The organism is Polyangiaceae bacterium, from assembly GCA_016715885.1.
Taxonomy (GTDB): domain Bacteria; phylum Myxococcota_A; class Polyangia; order Polyangiales; family Polyangiaceae; genus Polyangium.
Window position 1 is genome coordinate 266,153 of record JADJXL010000028.1, and the last position, 17,767, is coordinate 283,919.

The 17,767-nt window shown below is 60.2% G+C and carries 15 protein-coding genes; 11 read left to right on the forward strand and 4 right to left on the reverse strand.

Annotation, left to right across the window (positions count from 1 at the left end; all coding sequences use genetic code 11):
• Positions 1 to 68 precede the first annotated feature (68 nt).
• Positions 69 to 986: a hypothetical protein gene (locus IPM54_42310; GenBank protein ID MBK9266409.1), complete on the forward strand. Its 918-nt coding sequence runs from the start codon at positions 69 to 71 to the stop codon at positions 984 to 986.
• A 39-nt stretch (positions 987 to 1,025) separates the two neighbouring features.
• Positions 1,026 to 2,297, forward strand: a complete 1,272-nt coding sequence (locus IPM54_42315) for an MFS transporter (GenBank protein MBK9266410.1) — start codon at positions 1,026 to 1,028, stop codon at positions 2,295 to 2,297.
• A gap of 13 nt (positions 2,298 to 2,310) precedes the next feature.
• Here the strand turns inward: IPM54_42315 and IPM54_42320 are convergent, their stop codons facing one another.
• Complete coding sequence (locus IPM54_42320; GenBank protein ID MBK9266411.1) at positions 2,311 to 3,573, reverse strand: dicarboxylate/amino acid:cation symporter; 1,263 nt, start codon at positions 3,571 to 3,573, stop codon at positions 2,311 to 2,313.
• An 84-nt stretch (positions 3,574 to 3,657) separates the two neighbouring features.
• Between IPM54_42320 and IPM54_42325 the strand changes: the two genes are divergently transcribed.
• Positions 3,658 to 5,112 carry an ATP-binding protein gene (locus IPM54_42325; protein MBK9266412.1) on the forward strand — a complete coding sequence of 485 codons (1,455 nt, stop codon included), beginning with the start codon at positions 3,658 to 3,660 and terminating at the stop codon, positions 5,110 to 5,112.
• Positions 5,113 to 5,125: 13 nt separating this feature from the next.
• Here the strand turns inward: IPM54_42325 and IPM54_42330 are convergent, their stop codons facing one another.
• Positions 5,126 to 6,088, reverse strand: a complete 963-nt coding sequence (locus IPM54_42330) for a phosphoribosylaminoimidazolesuccinocarboxamide synthase (GenBank protein MBK9266413.1) — start codon at positions 6,086 to 6,088, stop codon at positions 5,126 to 5,128.
• 79 nt (positions 6,089 to 6,167) lie between these two features.
• On the opposite strand from IPM54_42330, the gene mdh reads away from it, so the two are divergent.
• The 7 genes from mdh (at position 6,168) to IPM54_42365 (ending at position 13,376) form a co-directional block, all read left to right on the forward strand.
• A complete protein-coding gene (gene mdh / locus IPM54_42335) occupies positions 6,168 to 7,115 on the forward strand; it encodes a malate dehydrogenase (GenBank protein MBK9266414.1) in 948 nt (315 codons plus the stop codon).
• Between the two features lie 159 nt (positions 7,116 to 7,274).
• Entirely contained in the window at positions 7,275 to 8,423 is a 1,149-nt protein-coding gene (locus tag IPM54_42340) for an AAA family ATPase (protein ID MBK9266415.1), read from the forward strand.
• Positions 8,424 to 8,430: 7 nt separating this feature from the next.
• Complete coding sequence (locus tag IPM54_42345) at positions 8,431 to 9,015, forward strand: DUF4276 family protein (GenBank protein MBK9266416.1); 585 nt, start codon at positions 8,431 to 8,433, stop codon at positions 9,013 to 9,015.
• Between the two features lie 283 nt (positions 9,016 to 9,298).
• Positions 9,299 to 10,012 (forward strand): hypothetical protein, encoded by a 714-nt coding sequence (locus tag IPM54_42350; GenBank protein MBK9266417.1) that lies wholly within the window; start codon positions 9,299 to 9,301, stop codon positions 10,010 to 10,012.
• Positions 10,013 to 10,108: 96 nt separating this feature from the next.
• Complete coding sequence (locus IPM54_42355) at positions 10,109 to 10,867, forward strand: hypothetical protein (GenBank protein ID MBK9266418.1); 759 nt, start codon at positions 10,109 to 10,111, stop codon at positions 10,865 to 10,867.
• The gene (locus IPM54_42360) at positions 10,864 to 11,697 is read left to right on the forward strand and encodes a hypothetical protein (GenBank protein MBK9266419.1); all 834 of its coding nucleotides are present in this window, start codon (positions 10,864 to 10,866) and stop codon (positions 11,695 to 11,697) included. Before IPM54_42355 ends, IPM54_42360 begins: the two co-directional genes overlap by 4 nt.
• Entirely contained in the window at positions 11,694 to 13,376 is a 1,683-nt protein-coding gene (locus IPM54_42365; GenBank protein ID MBK9266420.1) for a hypothetical protein, read from the forward strand. The genes IPM54_42360 and IPM54_42365 overlap by 4 nt, the downstream gene beginning before the upstream one ends.
• A 14-nt stretch (positions 13,377 to 13,390) precedes the next feature.
• Here the strand turns inward: IPM54_42365 and IPM54_42370 are convergent, their stop codons facing one another.
• Positions 13,391 to 14,008: a hypothetical protein gene (locus tag IPM54_42370; GenBank protein ID MBK9266421.1), complete on the reverse strand. Its 618-nt coding sequence runs from the start codon at positions 14,006 to 14,008 to the stop codon at positions 13,391 to 13,393.
• 26 nt (positions 14,009 to 14,034) lie between these two features.
• On the opposite strand from IPM54_42370, the gene IPM54_42375 reads away from it, so the two are divergent.
• Positions 14,035 to 15,312 (forward strand): glycosyltransferase family 1 protein, encoded by a 1,278-nt coding sequence (locus IPM54_42375; GenBank protein ID MBK9266422.1) that lies wholly within the window; start codon positions 14,035 to 14,037, stop codon positions 15,310 to 15,312.
• A 127-nt stretch (positions 15,313 to 15,439) separates the two neighbouring features.
• Here IPM54_42375 and IPM54_42380 read toward each other — a convergent pair whose 3' ends face one another.
• The gene (locus tag IPM54_42380) at positions 15,440 to 17,671 is read right to left on the reverse strand and encodes an NADP-dependent isocitrate dehydrogenase (GenBank protein MBK9266423.1); all 2,232 of its coding nucleotides are present in this window, start codon (positions 17,669 to 17,671) and stop codon (positions 15,440 to 15,442) included.
• Positions 17,672 to 17,767: the final 96 nt, after the last annotated feature.

The following is a 17,767-nucleotide window of genomic DNA, read 5'->3' on the forward strand; positions in this document are numbered from 1 at the left end:
AGCGCCGGATCGAGCTGCCCCTGCTCGATACCCGGGGCGGCACGAGGGACGTTGACGAGCGCCTGATGATGCAAACATCCATCGAACTGGCTTTTGCTACTCCACGAAAGCTCCCGCGGGCAAAAGACCTGCGAGGCAACGTAGCGGTCGTCGACATCGCCTTCGCCTCGGAGGCCGGAGGAAAAGGCTTCGAGCAAACGACGTTGCCGCTCATCGAGGGCCTTGGAAGCCGTCTGGTCGCCTGGATCGACCATCACGACAGCAGCCACCACGCGCGGTTCGCGCATGACGCCCGGTTCATCCTGTCCACCAAGGCCGAGCACGGCGCGTGTCCGGAAATGATCACGCCCGAAGTCGTCGCTCGCACGGGCCGCGTGGACACCTTGGTTTGTCATGGCGACTTCGATGGGCTCGTGAGCGCAGCGAAGTGGATACGCGGCGGCATCGAGCCGTACCCGGGGAGCGACGACGATGCGCGGGCGATCGACACGCGCATCGGCATCGCGGGACCCATTGCGCAACGCCTCGATCGAGCCCTTCGCGCGCGACCACGAGATCACGCGCTTTTCGGCATCATCGTGAGACACCTCGCGACCGGGCTTGCCGATGGTTCCTTGTGGGAGCCCATCGACGCCGCTGGGGCCGAGCTTCTACCGCTCGAGATGGAATCGCGACGCCTTGCGCGGGACTTCGAGCGCATCGAGCCGTCCCTTGCGATCGTGGACGCGACAAACCGCAAGGGTCCGTACGACAAGACGCTTCTGCTGCTTCTGGGACAGGAACGCGCGAAGGTCGCGGTCGTGATCGACGCGGAAAACGTGACGTTTGCAGCGCCCTTCGACAGCGGGCTCAATTTTCTCGAAAAGTTCGGCATCTCAGGCGGCATGCCGACGGTCGTTTCACTGCACCGTTCCAAGCTCGTGAGCGCGCTTCGAGCCCTCGGGGTGAAGGCTGACGACGTGCTGCGGTTTCAGCAAGGCCCCTGATAGAGTCTCGAATGTCCTGCCAGCAGGACATGACAAACCATGACGACCGCATCGACCAACGCCGGCTATTCGGTGATCTCTCGCAATCACGCTTGGGCTCTGACCATCGTGGCCACGCTGACGATGGCAGTGAGCTACGTCGATCGTCAGGCACTTGCGGCGCTCGCTCCGACCGTCACGAAGACCTTCGACATCTCGGAGACGCAATACGGCTTTTTGATGAGCGCCTTTTCGCTGGCGTATCTCGTCGGAGCGCCGATTGCGGGAACACTCGTCGATCGCGTCGGTGCGCGTCGAGGTCTCTTGGGCGCGGTGCTCGTTTGGTCGCTCGTTTCAGCCCTGCACGCCATCGTCCCTGGGTTTGGCGTGCTCTTCTTTCTGCGTATTGCCTTGGGTTTGGCCGAGGCACCTTCGTTTCCAGGTGCCGCTCAGACCGTACAACGCTCGCTTTCCCCAGCAGAACGAGCGCGTGGGTTTGGCGTGCTTTTTACCGGCAGCTCGATTGGAGCGATGATTGCCCCACCTCTTGCAACGTTTCTTCTGAAACACTGGGGGCTTCAGGCGGCATTTCTCGGTACTGCCGCCATCGGTCTGTTGTGGATTCCGCTCTGGCTCGCGTTTGCCTGGAAAAGTCCGGCCCGTGAGTTGCTCGACGAGCGACGCGTACCGGACAAACCGAAAACGTCGTCACGAGCCGTCGCGTTTCACCCTGCCGTGCTACGCGCATCGCTCGGCATCGCCGCCATCGCTCCATCCCTGGGATTCGTCCTCAATTGGGGCGCCAAGTACCTCGAGAAAGCTCATCACGTCGCGCAAGTGGACGTCGGCCCTTACATGGTCTTGCCGCCGCTGCTCTTCGACGCCGGCTCCATCCTCTTCGGCCACTTTGCAAGCGCACGCAAACGCCATCGCCCCGACGGCGCACCCGACCGCCCTCTCTTCGCCCTGGCCATCCTCTTCACGCTCTTCATTCCCATGACGCCTTTTGGCCGCACACCATGGGAAAGCATGTTCATCGCAGGCATCGGCATGGCCGGAGGTGGCGGCATGTTCGCCATCATCACGGCCGATTACTTGGCGCGCGTTCACCCTTCCGAGGTGTCCGCTGCGAGCGGCATGGGTGCCGCTGCGCAATCGATGACCTACATCCTCTTCGCCCCACTGATCGGCAAACTCATCACGATCTCCGGCGGCTACGTAACGCCGTACCTCGCGCTCGGCGTGTGGATGATCCCAGGCTACGTCGGTTGGCTCCTTTGGAAGCCGCCGCCGCCCCATCGCGAAGAGGAACCAGCTCCCGCCACCGCGTAATCCGCGCGCGACATCAACTCTGCGTCGGCTCGCTGCTCGCGGAAGACGCTGCCCCTTTCGCCACGTAAACCGCTGCCGCCAAGTCTCCCGTGACGTTGAGCGTCGTGCGACACATGTCGAGGAAGCGGTCGATGCCGAGCACGAGACCAAGCCCCTCGGGCGGAATGCCGAACATGCCGAGGATCATCGCGACGACCGGCAGCGAACCAGCCGGCACGCCCGCAGTGCCAATCCCGCCGAGGATACAGATGACCATGACGACGAACTGCTGCGTCAGCGAAAGCTCGACGCCGAACAACTGCGCCAAAAACAGCACCGTCACGCCCTCGAAGAGTGCCGTGCCGTTCTGGTTCATCGCCGACCCCGCCGTGAGCACGAATCGGCTCACGTGCGTCGGCAGCTTCAGGTTTTCCTCGGCAACTTTGATGGCCGTGGGCAACGTCGCGCTCGACGATGCCGTCGCGAATGCGGTGACGATCGCCAGCCGACTGTCGGCGAAGAAGCGCACAGGGCTGCGGCCTCCAAGGAAGCGAACCGACAGCGAATAGACGCCGAACATGTGAATCGACAGCCCCAGAAGCACCACGCCCACGTACGCCGCGAGCTGTTTCATCACCCCCAAACCAAGACGCGCGGCCATCGTGAAGAGCAGCGCGGCGACGCCGATCGGGGCCAACTTCAGCACCCCGTCGATCATCTTCATCATCACGTCGTACAGACCCTCGATCACCTCGAGCAGCCGCTTCGACGCTTGCGTCTCCACGAACGACAACGCCACCGCGAAGAGCAGCGCGAAGACGATGAGGCCGATCATGTCGCCGCTCGCCGCTGCCCTCAGCACGTTGTCGGGCACCATCTGCACGATCTGCGTCACCACCTTGGTATCCGGCGGCTTCGGCACCGCCTGCACGAGCGCCGTCTGCTTGGCCAGCGCACGCAGTTCATCGGGCAATCCGGCCCCGGGCTGCAGCACGTTCACCAGCACCAGCCCAATCAGCACCGCGATCGTCGAAACCACCACGGTGTACCCGAGCGTACGAAGCCCAATACGCCCCACGCTTTTCAGCTCGAGCCCGCACACGCCGATCACGAGCGCTGAAAACAGCAGCGGCACGATGAGCATGAAGAGCAGCCGCAGGAAGATCTGCCCCACGGGCTGCGCCACGTATTCGATGAACAGGCCGAGCCAGCGGCCATCTCCGGGCAGAAGACGCCACGCGAACCCAGCCAGTGCGCCGGTGACGACGCCGACCAACATCTTCACGTGAGCGTTCATGCCCCCTCCCGCGACGAAACAGCTTGGCTACGTCATTTAAGTCAAGTATAGTTTACTTAAATCCGCACCCGAAGCAACTTTCCCATGATTGCCAACGTTGCCGAGCTCCTTACGGTCCTGCGCCAATACAACCCTTGGTGGAGGGGCGCACGTGTGCCCGACCTGCCCGGATGGCGCAGGCGTGCGTTCAAAGACGTGCTCGACTGGATGAAGTCGCCCCCCGCCCCGCGTGCCTTACTGCTTTCTGGCGCGCGGCAAATCGGGAAGACTACCCTTTTTTTGCAGGTAATTCAGGAGCTCGTCGATCAAGGCGTCCCGGCCAACAAAATTCTGTACGCCACGTTCGACCATCCGCTGCTGAAGCTGCTCGGCCTGGAAGGGCTCATCCGGCTCTGGCGGGAATTCGAACCAGAAAGCGGCGGAGTCGAATACCTGTTCCTCGATGAAATCCAGAGCGTCCGCGACTGGCAGGTGTGGCTGAAGCACCAAGTCGATTTCAACAAGAGCCGCCGCATCGCCGTGACGGGTTCGGCAACGCCGCTCGTCACGGAAGGCCAGGAATCCGGTGTGGGACGCTGGTCCACGCTGAAGCTCTCGACGCTTTCTTTCTTCGAGTACCTTCAGCTCAAGAAAGTACAAACGCCCGACTTGCCGCAAGTCGATACGCTCGCGCGGCTTTTTCAATGGCGTCCCGTCGAATTCGCCACCGTATCGGCCGATGCCCAGCCTCTCGTGGCCCACTTCCACGAATACCTGCTGCGCGGCGGGTTTCCTCAAACAGCGTTGGTCGACAGCATTTCAGGCGCCCAGAAGCTCCTGCGCGAAGACATCGTCGACAAAGTCCTGAAGCGCGACATGACCGCGCTCTTCGGTGTGCGGCAGATTCTGGGCCTCGAGCAAACGTTCTTGTACTTGTGCCTGCACGGCGGAGGACTGCTCGACGTGCAGGCGCTTTGCGCAAACCTGGCACTCAAGCGCCCCACGGTGCTCGGGTTCATCGATCTGCTCGAAGCCACGCACCTCATCCACAAGCTCGCGCCCTTCGGGTACGGCAAGGAAGTCCTGCGCGCCCGCTACAAGATCTACCTGGCCGATCCCGCGATCGCTCCGTCGGTCTTGCTCAAAGGTCAGTCGCTCCTCGAAGACGAAACGGCCTTGGGCTTGGCCGCGGAGACAGCCTTCTTCAAGCACGTATGCACACGCTACTACGCCCGGAGCATCGGTTTTTCCTATTGGCGCGGCAAACGCGACCGCGAGGTCGACCTCATCGCCGAAGTCGAAGGCCGGCTCATCCCGTTCGAGGTCAAGTACCGCAGCATGCAGAGCACCGGAGCCGGCGAACTTCGGGGACTGCGCGACTTCTGCGAAGTACGCAAGATCCCCCGAGGCTACGTCATCACGAAAGACATCCAGGATTTTTCGGTGATGCCGCTGGGCGTGTCGATCCAAACGACAAACGGCGACATCGAAGCGCAAGCGCTGAAGATTCCAGCACTCCTGGCTTGCTACTGGCTCGGTAAGTCCGAGCTCGACATGTGATCGCAGCTCGCCCCTACAACCCCAAATTCCGCTTCATCCGCGCGCTCGGCTCTTCCAAATTCGGCACGAAAGCCGCCCCCGTGATCGCCTCGAACGCCTCGATGTAACGCCTCGACGCCTCCACGCGCACATCGTCCGGGATCGTAGGAATCGCTCCATCACCCGTGAAACCCGCAGCCGCGAGCCACCTCCGCACGTACTCCTTGTCGAACGACTCCGGCTCCTCACCCTTCCCAAATCGTTCGTCGTACGTCCGGGCAAACCAGAACCGCGACGAGTCCGGCGTGTGTATCTCGTCGATCACCACGACCTCCCCCTCCTTCGTCTTTCCAAACTCGTACTTCGTGTCCACCAAGATCAGCCCACGCTCTTTGCATCGAGTTTGTCCGAACGCGAAGAGCGCCATCGCAAGCTCGGCCGCTCGATCGAAGTCACGCGCATCGATGTGCCCCATCGCCAAAATTTCATCGCGCGAAGCCGAAACGTCGTGGCCACCCTTCGGCGCCTTCGTGCTCGGCGTCAGGATCGGCGAAGGTAACCGTTCGTTTTTCCTCAACCCATCGGGCAAACGATGCCCACAAAACACCCGCTCCCCCTTCGCGTAATGCGTCCATATGCTCGTCGACGTCACCCCCGTCACGTACGCACGCACCACCATCTCCACCGGCAGCGGCGTGCACTCTTTCGCTTCCAGCACGTTCGGATCCGGCACCGAAATCACGTGATTCGGCGCGATGTCTTTCGTCGCCTCGAACCAGTGCGCAGCAAGCAGGTTCAGCACCTGCCCTTTCAGCGGAAGCGTCCCGAGCACCCTGTCGAAAGCGCTGATGCGATCGGTCGACACCAAGTACCGACGACCATCGCCCGTCGTGTAATTGTCGCGGACTTTCCCTTCGTATTTCGTCCCCAGAGCACCCAGATCAGTGCTGTTCAGTGTCGTACGAAGTGCGGCTCGGACCTGTTCGATGTCCACCATGAGGCGCGACGTTAGCGCAACTTTTGCGCGCGGCACCTACTGCATTTAGTTCAGGCGGCCGGGGTGCTAAAGGCGGCGCATGAGCACTCGGAAGAAGATCGCACTCATTGGAGCAGGCAACATCGGTGGCGAACTTGCGGCACTCTGCGCACGCAAGGAGCTTGGTGACATCGTCCTCTTCGACATCCCCGCCAAGACCGACTTCGCCAAAGGCAAAGCGCTCGACCTCGAGCAAAACAGCAGCGTCATCGGCTACGACGCGAACATCAAAGGCACGAGCGACTGGGCCGACTGCAAAGGCGCCGACGTCGTCATCGTCACCGCCGGCATCCCGCGCAAGCCCGGCCAGAGCCGCGATGACCTCGTCGCGACAAACCTTCCCATCATCCGCAGCGTCGCTGCCGGCGTGAAGGCAAACTGCCCCGACGCCTTCATCATCGTCATCTCGAACCCGCTCGACGCCATGGTCTACGAGCTCAAGCGCGCGACGGGCCTGCCCCGCGAGCGTGTCGTTGGCATGGCCGGCGTGCTCGACAGCGCCCGCTTCCAGCTCTTCCTCGCGCGTGAAGCCAACGTCAGCATCAAGGACGTCCGCGCGATGGTCCTCGGCGGACACGGCGACGACATGGTCCCCGTCCTTTCCGCGACCACGATCAACGGCGTTGCCGTGACCGAGTTCCTTGCGAAGGACAAGATCGACGCGATCATCGCGCGCACGCGTACGGGCGGCGGCGAGATCGTCAAGCTCATGGGCACGAGCGCCTACTACGCGCCTGCATCGGCGGCCGTCGCGATGGCCGAATCGTTTTTGCTCGACCAAAAGCGCGTCTTGGCCTGCGCCGCGTACCTCGAAGGCGAATACGGCTACAAGGATCTCTACATGGGCGTGCCCGTCGTCATTGGCGGCCGCGGCGTCGAGAAGATCCTCGAGATCAAGCTCTCGGACGACGAGAAAGCGATGCTTGCGAAGAGCGCGAAGAGCGTGCAGGGCATCACGGACGTCGTGAAGGCAACCCCGGCGGCGTGAGGCGCATCGAGCGCGCCATGCGTTCGAGTTGAGTTTGTTCGTCCTACCGAATTCGCTTTTCCCCGATCCCATCATTGCCATTCGCTGCGGACGTCCGTCCGATGAAACGCGATCTGCGTTGACGACGCGCGTGCTTGCAGGCAGATGCTGTAGCGGCCCATGAAGCTCACGAACCTCAAGGCGAGTCGTTACCGCAGTCTCAAAGACGTCGACATTTCGCTCGGCTCGATGAACGTGCTCATCGGCGCGAATGCGAGCGGCAAGAGCAACGTGCTCGATGCATTGCGGTTTTTGTCGGAAGGGGTTCGGGCGAAGGACTTTATAGAGAGTATTGAAAGCCGGGGCGGATGCAAAGACCTTGGATGGCGGGGAGAGGGCTTTCCCATTGAAATCACGCTCGAGACGACGTTTCTCGACGACATTGGCGCGCGATATTCATGGACTGTCACTCTTTATGGCGACGCGATGACCTTCAGCGTTGTCGAAGAAATGTTCAAGCTCAATGATGATAACTCGACGACAAAGATATTGGAATTTAGGCGAGGTAAAGTCTGGTGGACGTCGACGCAGGCCAGAAATGATCGGGTTACTTTGAAGTTGCACCTTACATCTTGTGCTCTCGCGATCGCTTGCACGGATGAGTCCTTCCCAGCGCGACATGTCGCCGAATTCGTAAGTCGCTGGGGATTTTTTGATCCTAGCCCTCCGCTTCTGCGCGGAGCGGCCCACATGACAGAGGGAGACAAATTGGACCCTTATGGAGCCAACCTTGCGGCACGTTTATATACAATAAAGAATGCTCACGCGGGCGAACAGACATTGGATCGAATTGTTACAGCAACGCGTCACGTACTTGGCGTCCCCGAAGCGATTACGCTCGCCATATCGCCTCTCGATGGAAAGGCTTATTTCTCGCAAAAGGAATACGGGGGGAACTTTGCGGTTCCTCAGGCGGGCATTTCCAGCGGCACCCTGCGCATGCTCGCCTTCATGACCGCCCTGTTTGGCGAATCGGATTCGAGCCTCGTCGGCATCGAGGAACCCGAGAATCATGTCCACCCCTCGGCATTGAAAGGTTTGGCCGAGTATCTGCGCGAGGCGAGCGAACGCGTGCAAATCATCGTCACCACGCATTCTCCTATTCTGCTCGACTGCTTGCCAAAACCGGAAGAAGTTTCCATCGTCCGGCGCACGCCCGAAGGAACGTCCATTACCGCAGAAAAAAATCCCGAAGGCGTACGCAAGGCGCTCGAAGAATCCGGCTTCAGCCTGGGTGAATTTCACGAGACCAAGGGATTCGGAGCCTGAGCGCGCCATGGGAAAACGCGTTGTCGTCATTGCCTCGGGCGAGACGGAAAGAATGGCGCTGCCCCATCTACTCCGGCACCTCGAGTCGGACAATGTTGGGATCCTGGGACCCATCCTTACGCCCCCGCGACAGCATGCTCTCACGCCGGATTCGGCTTGCAAGCTCGTCCAAGCAGCATGGTATTGGAATGATCCTCAGCCCGATAAATTCGTCATTCTCGTGGACGCCGATGGCAAGGACCCGCAAATGGTCGTCGCGACGTTTGCGCAGCGGCTCGAAGGCACCAAGTGCCAAGACATTCCGGTCCCCATCAAAGTGGTCGCCGCGAAATGGCACCTGGAGGCATGGTTTTGGGCTGATCCGCACGCATTACGGAGTTATGTGGGGCGGGATCTCGGCAACGTCGACATCAACGATCCCGACGCGATACCCAGCCCCAAACAATGTTTGAAAGACTTGCTCGATGTGCCCTACACGGCTCGTGTTGCCGGAGAAATCGCGCAGGGAATTTCGACCACTGAAGTCGGCAAACGCAGTCGCAGTTTTGCCCATTTCGAGCAAGCGATACGGAATGGCTCGGCGCCAACTTGAACCCCTCCCCCAAGCCCTCGCGTCTACCCCCACCCTACCCACACCCCCTCGCCCAAGCCCTCGCGTCTACCCCCACCCTAACAACACCCCCCTCGCCCGAGCCCTCGCGTTTGCCCCCACCCTAAACACACCCCCTCGCCCGATCCCTCGCGCTTACCCCCCACCCTAACAACACCCCCTCGCCCAGGGCCCTTCGCTCAACCCCAAAGCTAGCCCAGCAACATCGCGCTACCGTCCACGTTACCCCTTGACCAAAAACTAGACTTCGTGGAAAGCTGGGCACATGAGCAAACTCACGCTGGACGACCTGGACCTCGCCCTGGCCAATCTCTTCGGGCCGCGCAAAGACGCGCTCGAAGCGTCCGTGGTCGGGAAGTTGTATGGTCCGTGGATTGCCAAAAAACACGTGGCCATTTTGGCCGTGCCCGAGGTGCTGCGCGGCAAAGCTTTCGCCGAAGAGCTTGGCGTGACCGACGTCACGCACGACGGCTTTGGTGGCGCCATTCTAAGCTACTTGGACGCCGTGGAACAGGTTCCCGGGCTGTCGAATGATACGCGCGCGGCGGCGAAGCGGATTCGCGCTGCATTCGTTCCACAGCGCAGCGCACTCGTCGATTCCTATGCGGAAGAAGCAGCAGCCGCGAAAAAGAATCGAACCAAGGTCGCCGAGCTGGAAGGCGACTTGAAGCAATTCCCAACGCCCGAAGGCAAAACGCTCCTCGATTGGGTCACCGGATTCCTCGACGCGGGCGATAAGCTGGCCGAATTGCTGGATCAGCGGGCCAGCGCCCATACGACGATGCCGAAAGGCAGCGTGGGCAAGCTGCGCGGCGAGACGCTGGGGCTGCTCAATAAGTTCCGCGCGGCGCTGCGTGATGAAATCACCGAAAACGAAGCATTGCCGCGAGACTTGGAACAGCAAGTATTCGCGTTCATCGATGAATTGGAAGAACGACGAGGACCTGCGAAGGCGAAGACGAAAGAAAGCGGAGGCTGATTACGTCTCTCCGCATCTCCGAGCCGCTCCTGCAAAACGACATTCCTCCGCCTTTTATCGTTCCCCGTTTTCCCAAGTGTGGTAGGGTCGCCGCCCATGTCGCTCGTGGATGGCGCTCGAGGAGCAGTAGCGGCCGCGGTCAAAACCTTCGTCGATGAGCTCGAAGCCGGAGGACGCGAAGATCGAGCCGTGCTGCTCAATCTTCGGGAAGAAGACCGTCTGCCAAAGACGCGTCGAGCAGCCTTTCAGAAGGCGCTTGCCGCCGCGACGGGAACGGCACCGGACAAACTGCGCGAGGCCTGCAAAAGCGGGGGGCGAGCGTTACGTGTGCTCGCGAAGAAACGGCCAAAGGTGCAGCCCGAGTGGCGCACGTACATGACGCTGGACAAGCTGCAGCGGCACGGTTTCGTGTCGGGAGCGGCAGTCGATCCGTCTGCGGCGCCGCCGCGGCTGCCGCTCACTCGCCGCTGGGGCTCGGACGGTGCAGGTAACGAGTATCCATTTTGGATCACGACGATGACGGATGGCGGCGATGCCGACGAGGTGCGCGATCGACTCGGGTTGGCGCATCTTCCGGCAGGTGAAGTGCTGTATCGCGTTGCCGTGCACGTGGACGACAAGAAACGTCCGCTGCATGTCCCGAGCGCTATCGATGCAGGGTTCAGTCCACCATGGAGGCGTCCGCCGAAGAGCCATTCCGAACCATGGGGATTGACACGAGATTTGCGCGACGATCGTCCCGCTGAGCCGGAGCTACTGGCAACGCCAAACGACGCCGATGAACGCAGCGCGCATCAAGTCGGCCTACTTCGACGCAGCCCTCCCACGGATTATCTGGTAAAGAGGATCCCATGATCAATCAGCGCGCGCTAGAGGAAATGGACGAGAAGGCTCTCACGGGCTGGCTCGTTCGCCGTATGCGTGGGGAAGAAGCGGATCCTCCGCTGTCGAGCATGCACCTGGAAACCCCGGACGATTTCGTCGCAGTCGTTCACGGCAGAACGACCGACGCGGCATTCCGCGGTCGACTGGAAAACGGCATTGTCGAGGCGCTTCGGGAAATCGCCAAAAATCCAGACCTGCGGGCGGGCAAAGATGCAAACGCGGTGCAGCATCTTGCCGCGCTCATTTTGCGCCGGGCCATTCGGACGGCGGTGCCTGTTTTGCTCGCGATTGCGGAGAGGGGGATTCTGGGCAGAACCAACCGCGAAATCGATGCGAATGCCGAGCGCATGGTGCTGATGGCGCTGGCGCGACTGCAGGAGCCGAAACTCTTGGCTCATCATTGGATTGGCGTGTGGTGCTCGAAGGATCCCGCTCTTTGGCCCATTGCAACGGCGGGCCTCAGGCATTCGGATCCGGAGCAGGGGGTCGCTCTCCTTCCGGAGATCATTACGAGAGCAAAGAGTCACCGAGATTTTCCATTGGGTGAGGTGCTTTGGGCATATCGGGCCGATCCGCGGATTGGGCCACCGCGCCTTGCGCAGGAGCTTGGCAAGCTTGGGAATTGGGAGCGCGCGCGCTGCCGTATGGCGCTCATGGATGTCGGCGCAACGGCAGAGCAAATCGATGAATTGCTCGCCGAGCAAGCGGATCCGGATGACGATGCAGCAGATTTGCCGACATGGGCCGTTGGAGAAGATCAGTTGCCGATGAAACCACCACGGTGGTCCGTAGCCGCATGAGAATGTTGTTCACGAACCGCAGACAAATCGTCACTTTTTATTCGTACAAAGGTGGCGTGGGGCGCACGATGGCGCTGGCCAATGTCGCCTGGCGCCTGGCGAATAAACATGGCCTGCGGGTGCTCGCGGTGGATTGGGATTTGGAGGCTCCGGGATTGCACGATTTCTGGGGATTGACCCAGGAAGAGCTTGCCAATGCCCGCGGAGTGCTCGATTTTCTGCTCGAATGGCGAAACGCGGTGCGAAAAAAAGCGCCCGCCCCGCCGAATGTTCGTTCGTCGATCATTCCCATCACGAGGCGACCTCATGCCCCTCGATTTGGGTCATTGTCGTTGTTGATTGCGGGGCAATTGGATTCGGGCTTCGATGCTCGCCTCGCCGCGTTCGATTGGCAAGAGTTTTACGAGAAGGATCGGGGCGCCGTCGCGATCGAGACATTGCGAAAACAGATCACGGAAGATTTCGACATCGTGCTCGTGGACAGTCGCACGGGATTGACGGACACGGGGGGCATTTGCACGATTCAGCTTCCGGACGGCGTCGTCCTATTGACTGCGCCGAACGAGCAATCCTTTCGGGGCATCGAGAAGATCGCGCGGGGCATCGTAGCGGCACCGAGCACGCAGCGAGGGGGACGGGATACGCCGCATTTGTGGCTCGTTCCGTCGCGCATTTCGGTGGTGGAGGAAGTATCGCTCGCGGAAGAATGGTATCGCAAGTACGAAGCCGAATTCGAGCGTGGGATGAAAGAGGGGCTTTGGAAAAAGGAGAACCATCTTTCGGGGCTGCGTTCGCACGAGATACCGTTTCGAGCGCGGTGGAGTTTTGGCGAGCAGCTTTTGCATGACGCATCGGGGGTTTCGGACAAGGAGATTTTGGCTCGAGCGTACGATCAGTTGGCGGAGACGTTGCGGCATTGGCAATTGGGGCAGGACATGCCGGCGGGCCTGCAAGTGTCGACGCCAGGGACGAGCATTCCGATATTGGAAACGCGCGTTCAAGAAGCGGAGCGGCGCGGGGACATTCGTGGCATGGGCGAAGCGCTGCTGGCGCTTGGGCAAGAGCTGAGGAAGCAAGAGGAGCATGATAAGGCACTCGCAGTACTCGAAAGGGCTGCGGGTATCTTTCTCGGGCGCGAGGATCGGGAATCGTACGCAGATGCGATCTATGAGATGGGGCTTGTCGGCTCCGATCAATTGCATTGGGCAGATGCGAAAAAGCTTTTCGAGCAAGCATTAGCCATCTATGAAGCAATCGGGGCCCGCGGAAAACAAATATTGCCTTTGGGTAACCTTGCCTTGATCGAAGCCGTGCAACGGAACAGCGCTCGGGCCGAAGAGCTGCGTCAGCAAATGCTGACCATTGCGAAGTCGACAGACATTCCTCCACTGGTAGGCGTGGCCCTCGTCCTATCGTCCGCGAGTCTTATTACGGAAGGACAGCCCGACGAAAGCAGACAAAATATAGAAAATGCATTGGCCTCGCTGGGCGGAGTCCTGAACAGTCACGAACGAAAGAAGCTTTTCGATATCTACCATAAGCTTGGCGGAACTGCGGATTTAGCGAACTCGACAAAACAGGCCGAGGAAAATCAGGCAGACCAAGCACCGGCCGCCAATGCCGCGCGAGGCAATCGCAAGTCTCCCGCGGCCGCGTCCAAGAAACGCGCCCGCAAGTAATCAGGAACGAGAACTCACGGCACCGCGAATTCCTCCCCGCACGTGCCGAGCTCGTCCTGACAATACCCCTCGACGCAAAACTTGCCCGTCGGACACGCGCCATCCGCATTGCACGTGATGTTCACGCATCCAGACGTGCGCGCGTGCACGGGCTGCGTCGCATCATGCGCGAGCACGGCATCGCATTGTTGCCTGTCCGGGCACGTAAAACCTTCGTCGCATGGAATGGGCTCGCAGGCGCCCATTGCATTGCAGCGAAAATCGGGTCCGCACGAATCGACGGCGCACGGCGGTTTGCATTCGGAGCCGATACCATCGGGACTGCAATGGTCAACAATGGCGTGGCAAAACGTGCCCATGGGGCAATCGGCATCCTTCCAGCATTGCTCGCGCGGAGGAATACCGCAGACGTTGGGGCGATTGGGGCCATAACAATAAAGGTCGCTGGCACAATCGTCGTTCGAGCGGCAAGCATCGCCTTCGGCGCCGCCGAAAACGCCACCTCCTTCGCACGACGAGAGCATGACGACGAAAAACAGCCCGAGGATGGATGCTGCAAAGCTTGCCTTGAAAATGGATTTGCGTTCGATCATGATGTCCCTGCCCTTCACGACCACATCGTACCATTGCATGACTCGCCCTTCGAGGGAGCACGCGCATGAATATTTTCATCATCACACTCGGCACGCGCGGCGACGTGCAACCGTACATCGCGCTGGGGCTCGGGCTGCAAAAAGCAGGGCACCAAGTCACCCTTTGCACGACGGTGAACTTTCGTGACTTCGTCACCGAGCATGGCCTCCGTTATGGGTACCTGAACGACGACGCGCTGAAGCTCATACACACGGACGCTGGGCGCTCGGCGCTCGATGACGACAGATCCATGTGGAAAACAATCAAGACGTATGCCGAGCTCACGAAGCTGGCAGCTCCCATGCAAGCGGCTCTCTTGGAAGAAGGCTGGCAAGCGGCGGAAGCCGCGAAACCCGACCTCATTTTGTTTCATCCCAAGGGTCTCGGCGCTTCGCACTACGCAGAAAAACTCGGCATTCCTTCGATCTGTGCGTTGCTCATCCCGATGCTGGTGCCCACCCGCGAGTTTTCGGGCTTTGGGTTTCCCGAATGGAAACTGGGCGGCTGGTACAATCGGCTCACCACCAAGTTCACGCTCGCTGCCATGTCGATGGGCTTTGGCAAATACGTCGACGCGTGGAGGAAAAAGCATGGAATGCCTCGACGTCGCAGCCGAGACTTTTTGCATACATCGGATGATCGTCCGATTCCCGTGATGCATGGCTTCAGCCCGAATGTCGTGCCGCGACCCGCCGATTGGCCCGACCACGTCACGGTCACCGGGTATTGGTTCTTGGACAAACAGGAAACATGGAGCCCGCCGTCTTCGCTGGTGGACTTTTTGAACGCCGGTGACCCGCCGATTTACATAGGGTTCGGCAGCATGACGAATCAAAAGACGGAGCGCGTCAGCCGAGTGGTCGTGGGAGCATTGCAAAAAGCCAAGGTGCGAGGGATTTTGGCGACGGGATGGGGAGGACTCGAAGCAAACGATTTGCCCGATTCGATTTACAAGATCGACGCCGCTCCTCACGATTGGCTTTTTCCACGTATGGCGGCGGTGGTACATCACGGGGGCGCTGGTACGACGGCGGCAGGACTACGCGCGGGTCGACCTACATTGATATGCCCATTTTTTGGCGATCAGCCATTTTGGGGACGTCGCGTGCAAACGCTCGGCGCGGGACCTGCTCCCATTCCTCCGAAAAAGCTTGCCGTGGACAACCTGGCAAAGGCCTTGCGAGAATTGGTCGAGAATGAAGCGCTTCGCCGAAATGCGGAGGCCATCGGAGAAAAGTTGCGGCAGGAAGACTCGATGAAGAATACGCTGGCGTTCATCGAGCAGTCGCGCCTCACCCCCTAGCCCCCTCTCCCCGTCGCTTCGCTCCGCGGAGAGGGGGAACTACAGAATCGTAACGCTCTTTCTTTCTCCCCCTCTCCGCCGCGTTTTACGCGGGGGAGAGGGGGTCGGGGGGTGAGGCGGGTGCCCTTCACATCCCGTCGACAATCGCATTCAGCGTCGCGCTCGGCCTCATGGCGGCCGTCGCTTTGGCCAAGTCGGGGTGGTAATACCCGCCCATGTCGACCGGCTTGCCTTGAGCCCCAATGAGCTCGGCATTGATTTTCGCTTCGTTTTCCGCCAATTGCTTCGCGACACCAACGAAACGCTTTTGCAGCTCGGCGTCCTTCGTTTGCGCAGCCAATGCCTCGGCCCAGTACAGCGCCAAGTAGAAATGGCTGCCGCGATTGTCGATTTGACCGACCTTGCGCGCCGGTGACTTGTTGTTGTCGAGGAATTTGCCGATGGCCTGATCGAGCGTTTCGCCGAGCACCGCAGCACGCTGATTCTGGAACGTCAGCGCAACGTGCTCGAGCGACGCGCCAAGCGCCGAAAACTCGCCGAGCGAATCCCAGCGGAGATACCCCTCCTTCTGGAATTGCTGCACATGCTTCGGTGCCGAACCACCGGCGCCGGTCTCGAAGAGCCCTCCGCCCGCGAGCAGCGGAACGACGGACAACATCTTTGCTGATGTGCCAATCTCGAGAATCGGGAAGAGGTCCGTGAGGTAATCGCGGAGCACGTTGCCCGTCACCGAAATGGTGTCTTGACCTTTGCGAATGCGCTCGAGCGAATACTTCATCGCTTCGACGGGCGAAAGAATGCGAATTTCGAGGCCCGTCGTGTCGTGCTCTTTCAAGTACGTCTCGACCTTGGCAATGACCTGCCTGTCGTGCGCGCGATTCTTGTCGAGCCAAAACACGACATGCGCGCCCGTCGCTTTGCCGCGACGAACCGCGAGCTTGACCCAATCACGAATGGCAATGTCCTTCGTTTGGCACGATCGGAAGATGTCGCCCTTGTCGACCTTTTGCTCGAGAACCACGTTGCCCGTGGATTCGTCGACGACGCGAATGGTGCCCGAACCGGATGCAATGAACGTCTTGTCGTGCGAACCGTATTCTTCGGCCTTTTGCGCCATGAGCCCCACGTTGGGGACGCTGCCCATCGTCTTCGGATCGAACGCACCATGCTCGCGACAATCGTCGAGGATCACGCTGTAGATGCCGGCGTAGTTGCGATCCGGCACGAGCGCCTTGGTGTCGTGGAGTTTGCCGTCGGGGCCCCACATCTTGCCAGAATCACGCACGACGACGGGCATCGACGCATCGACGATGATGTCGTTCGGCATGTGCAAATTCGTGATGCCTCGATCGGAATCGACCATCGCAAGCGGTGGACGCTTGGCGTAGGTGGCTTTGATGTCCTCTTCGATTTCAGCCTTTTTGTCGGCCGGGAGCGATTGAATCTTGGCGTAGAGATCCGCCAATCCATTGTTCGGGTTGACGCCAATTTCTTTGAACGTAGCGGCGTGTTTGTCGAATACGTCCTTGAAGTAGACGCTGACGAGGTGCCCGAACATGACGGGATCCGAAACCTTCATCATCGTGCACTTGAGGTGCAATGACAAAAGCAGCCCATTGTTCTTCGCTTCGTCGATTTGCTCGGCGTAAAACGCTCGCAGGGGTTCGACGTGCATGACCGACGAATCGAGGATTTCGCCTTCTTGCAATGCGAATTTTTTCTTGAGCACGGTGGTCGAGCCATCTGCCGCGACGAATTCGAAGCGGACGTCGGTGGCTTTGCCGATGATCGTGGACGTTTCGGTCCCGTAGAAATCGCCGCTGGACATGTGCGAAATGTGCGACTTCGATTCTTTCGACCAGGCGCCGAGTTTGTGCGGGTGCTTGCGGGCAAACTCTTTGACGGACAAGGGCGAGCGGCGGTCGGAATTGCCTTCGCGAAGAACGGGATTGACTGCACTTCCGAGAACTTTTGCGTAACGTGCAGCAATGGCCTTTTCGGCGTCGTCTTTGGGCGCTTCCGGATAATCCGGGATCTTGTAGCCTTGCGACTGCAGTTCGGCGATGGCGTCTTTGAGCTGCGGGATCGAAGCGGAGATGTTGGGGAGCTTGATGATGTTGGCTTCGAGCTTGTGGGTCAGGTCGCCGAGGTACGCGAGGTCATCCGGAATGCGCTGCGCTTCGGTGAGGCTTTCGGGAAACGTGGCGATGATGCGGCCCGCGAGCGAGATGTCTCGGGTCTCGACGGCAATGCCCGTATCTTTCAGGAATGCCTCGACGATGGGGAGAAACGACAGCGAGGCCAAGGCCGGTGCCTCGTCGGTGTGGGTCCAGTGGATGGTCGACGTGGTGTTCTTCATCGTTTTCTGTTGTGAGCTGCGGGCTGCTTTGCGCAGGAAACCATAGGTGAAGGCGGGCGAGTCCGTGCATGCGCGCTCTGCGTCCGCCTCGGGCGC

Excerpts from the sequence above, each read along its gene's own strand:
- IPM54_42325 (MBK9266412.1), top strand. The coding sequence starts at position 3,658 with ATGATTGCCAACGTTGCCGAGCTCCTTACGGTCCTGCGCCAATACAAC.
- IPM54_42365 (MBK9266420.1), top strand. The coding sequence starts at position 11,694 with ATGAGAATGTTGTTCACGAACCGCAGACAAATCGTCACTTTTTATTCG.
- mdh (MBK9266414.1), top strand. The coding sequence starts at position 6,168 with ATGAGCACTCGGAAGAAGATCGCACTCATTGGAGCAGGCAACATCGGT.
- IPM54_42380 (MBK9266423.1), bottom strand. The coding sequence starts at position 17,671 with ATGAAGAACACCACGTCGACCATCCACTGGACCCACACCGACGAGGCA.
- IPM54_42320 (MBK9266411.1), bottom strand. The coding sequence starts at position 3,573 with ATGAACGCTCACGTGAAGATGTTGGTCGGCGTCGTCACCGGCGCACTG.
- IPM54_42355 (MBK9266418.1), top strand. The coding sequence starts at position 10,109 with ATGTCGCTCGTGGATGGCGCTCGAGGAGCAGTAGCGGCCGCGGTCAAA.
- IPM54_42375 (MBK9266422.1), top strand. The coding sequence starts at position 14,035 with ATGAATATTTTCATCATCACACTCGGCACGCGCGGCGACGTGCAACCG.
- IPM54_42330 (MBK9266413.1), bottom strand. The coding sequence starts at position 6,088 with ATGGTGGACATCGAACAGGTCCGAGCCGCACTTCGTACGACACTGAAC.
- IPM54_42350 (MBK9266417.1), top strand. The coding sequence starts at position 9,299 with ATGAGCAAACTCACGCTGGACGACCTGGACCTCGCCCTGGCCAATCTC.
- IPM54_42340 (MBK9266415.1), top strand. The coding sequence starts at position 7,275 with ATGAAGCTCACGAACCTCAAGGCGAGTCGTTACCGCAGTCTCAAAGAC.
- IPM54_42370 (MBK9266421.1), bottom strand. The coding sequence starts at position 14,008 with ATGCAATGGTACGATGTGGTCGTGAAGGGCAGGGACATCATGATCGAA.
- IPM54_42345 (MBK9266416.1), top strand. The coding sequence starts at position 8,431 with ATGGGAAAACGCGTTGTCGTCATTGCCTCGGGCGAGACGGAAAGAATG.
- IPM54_42310 (MBK9266409.1), top strand. The coding sequence starts at position 69 with ATGCAAACATCCATCGAACTGGCTTTTGCTACTCCACGAAAGCTCCCG.
- IPM54_42360 (MBK9266419.1), top strand. The coding sequence starts at position 10,864 with ATGATCAATCAGCGCGCGCTAGAGGAAATGGACGAGAAGGCTCTCACG.
- IPM54_42315 (MBK9266410.1), top strand. The coding sequence starts at position 1,026 with ATGACGACCGCATCGACCAACGCCGGCTATTCGGTGATCTCTCGCAAT.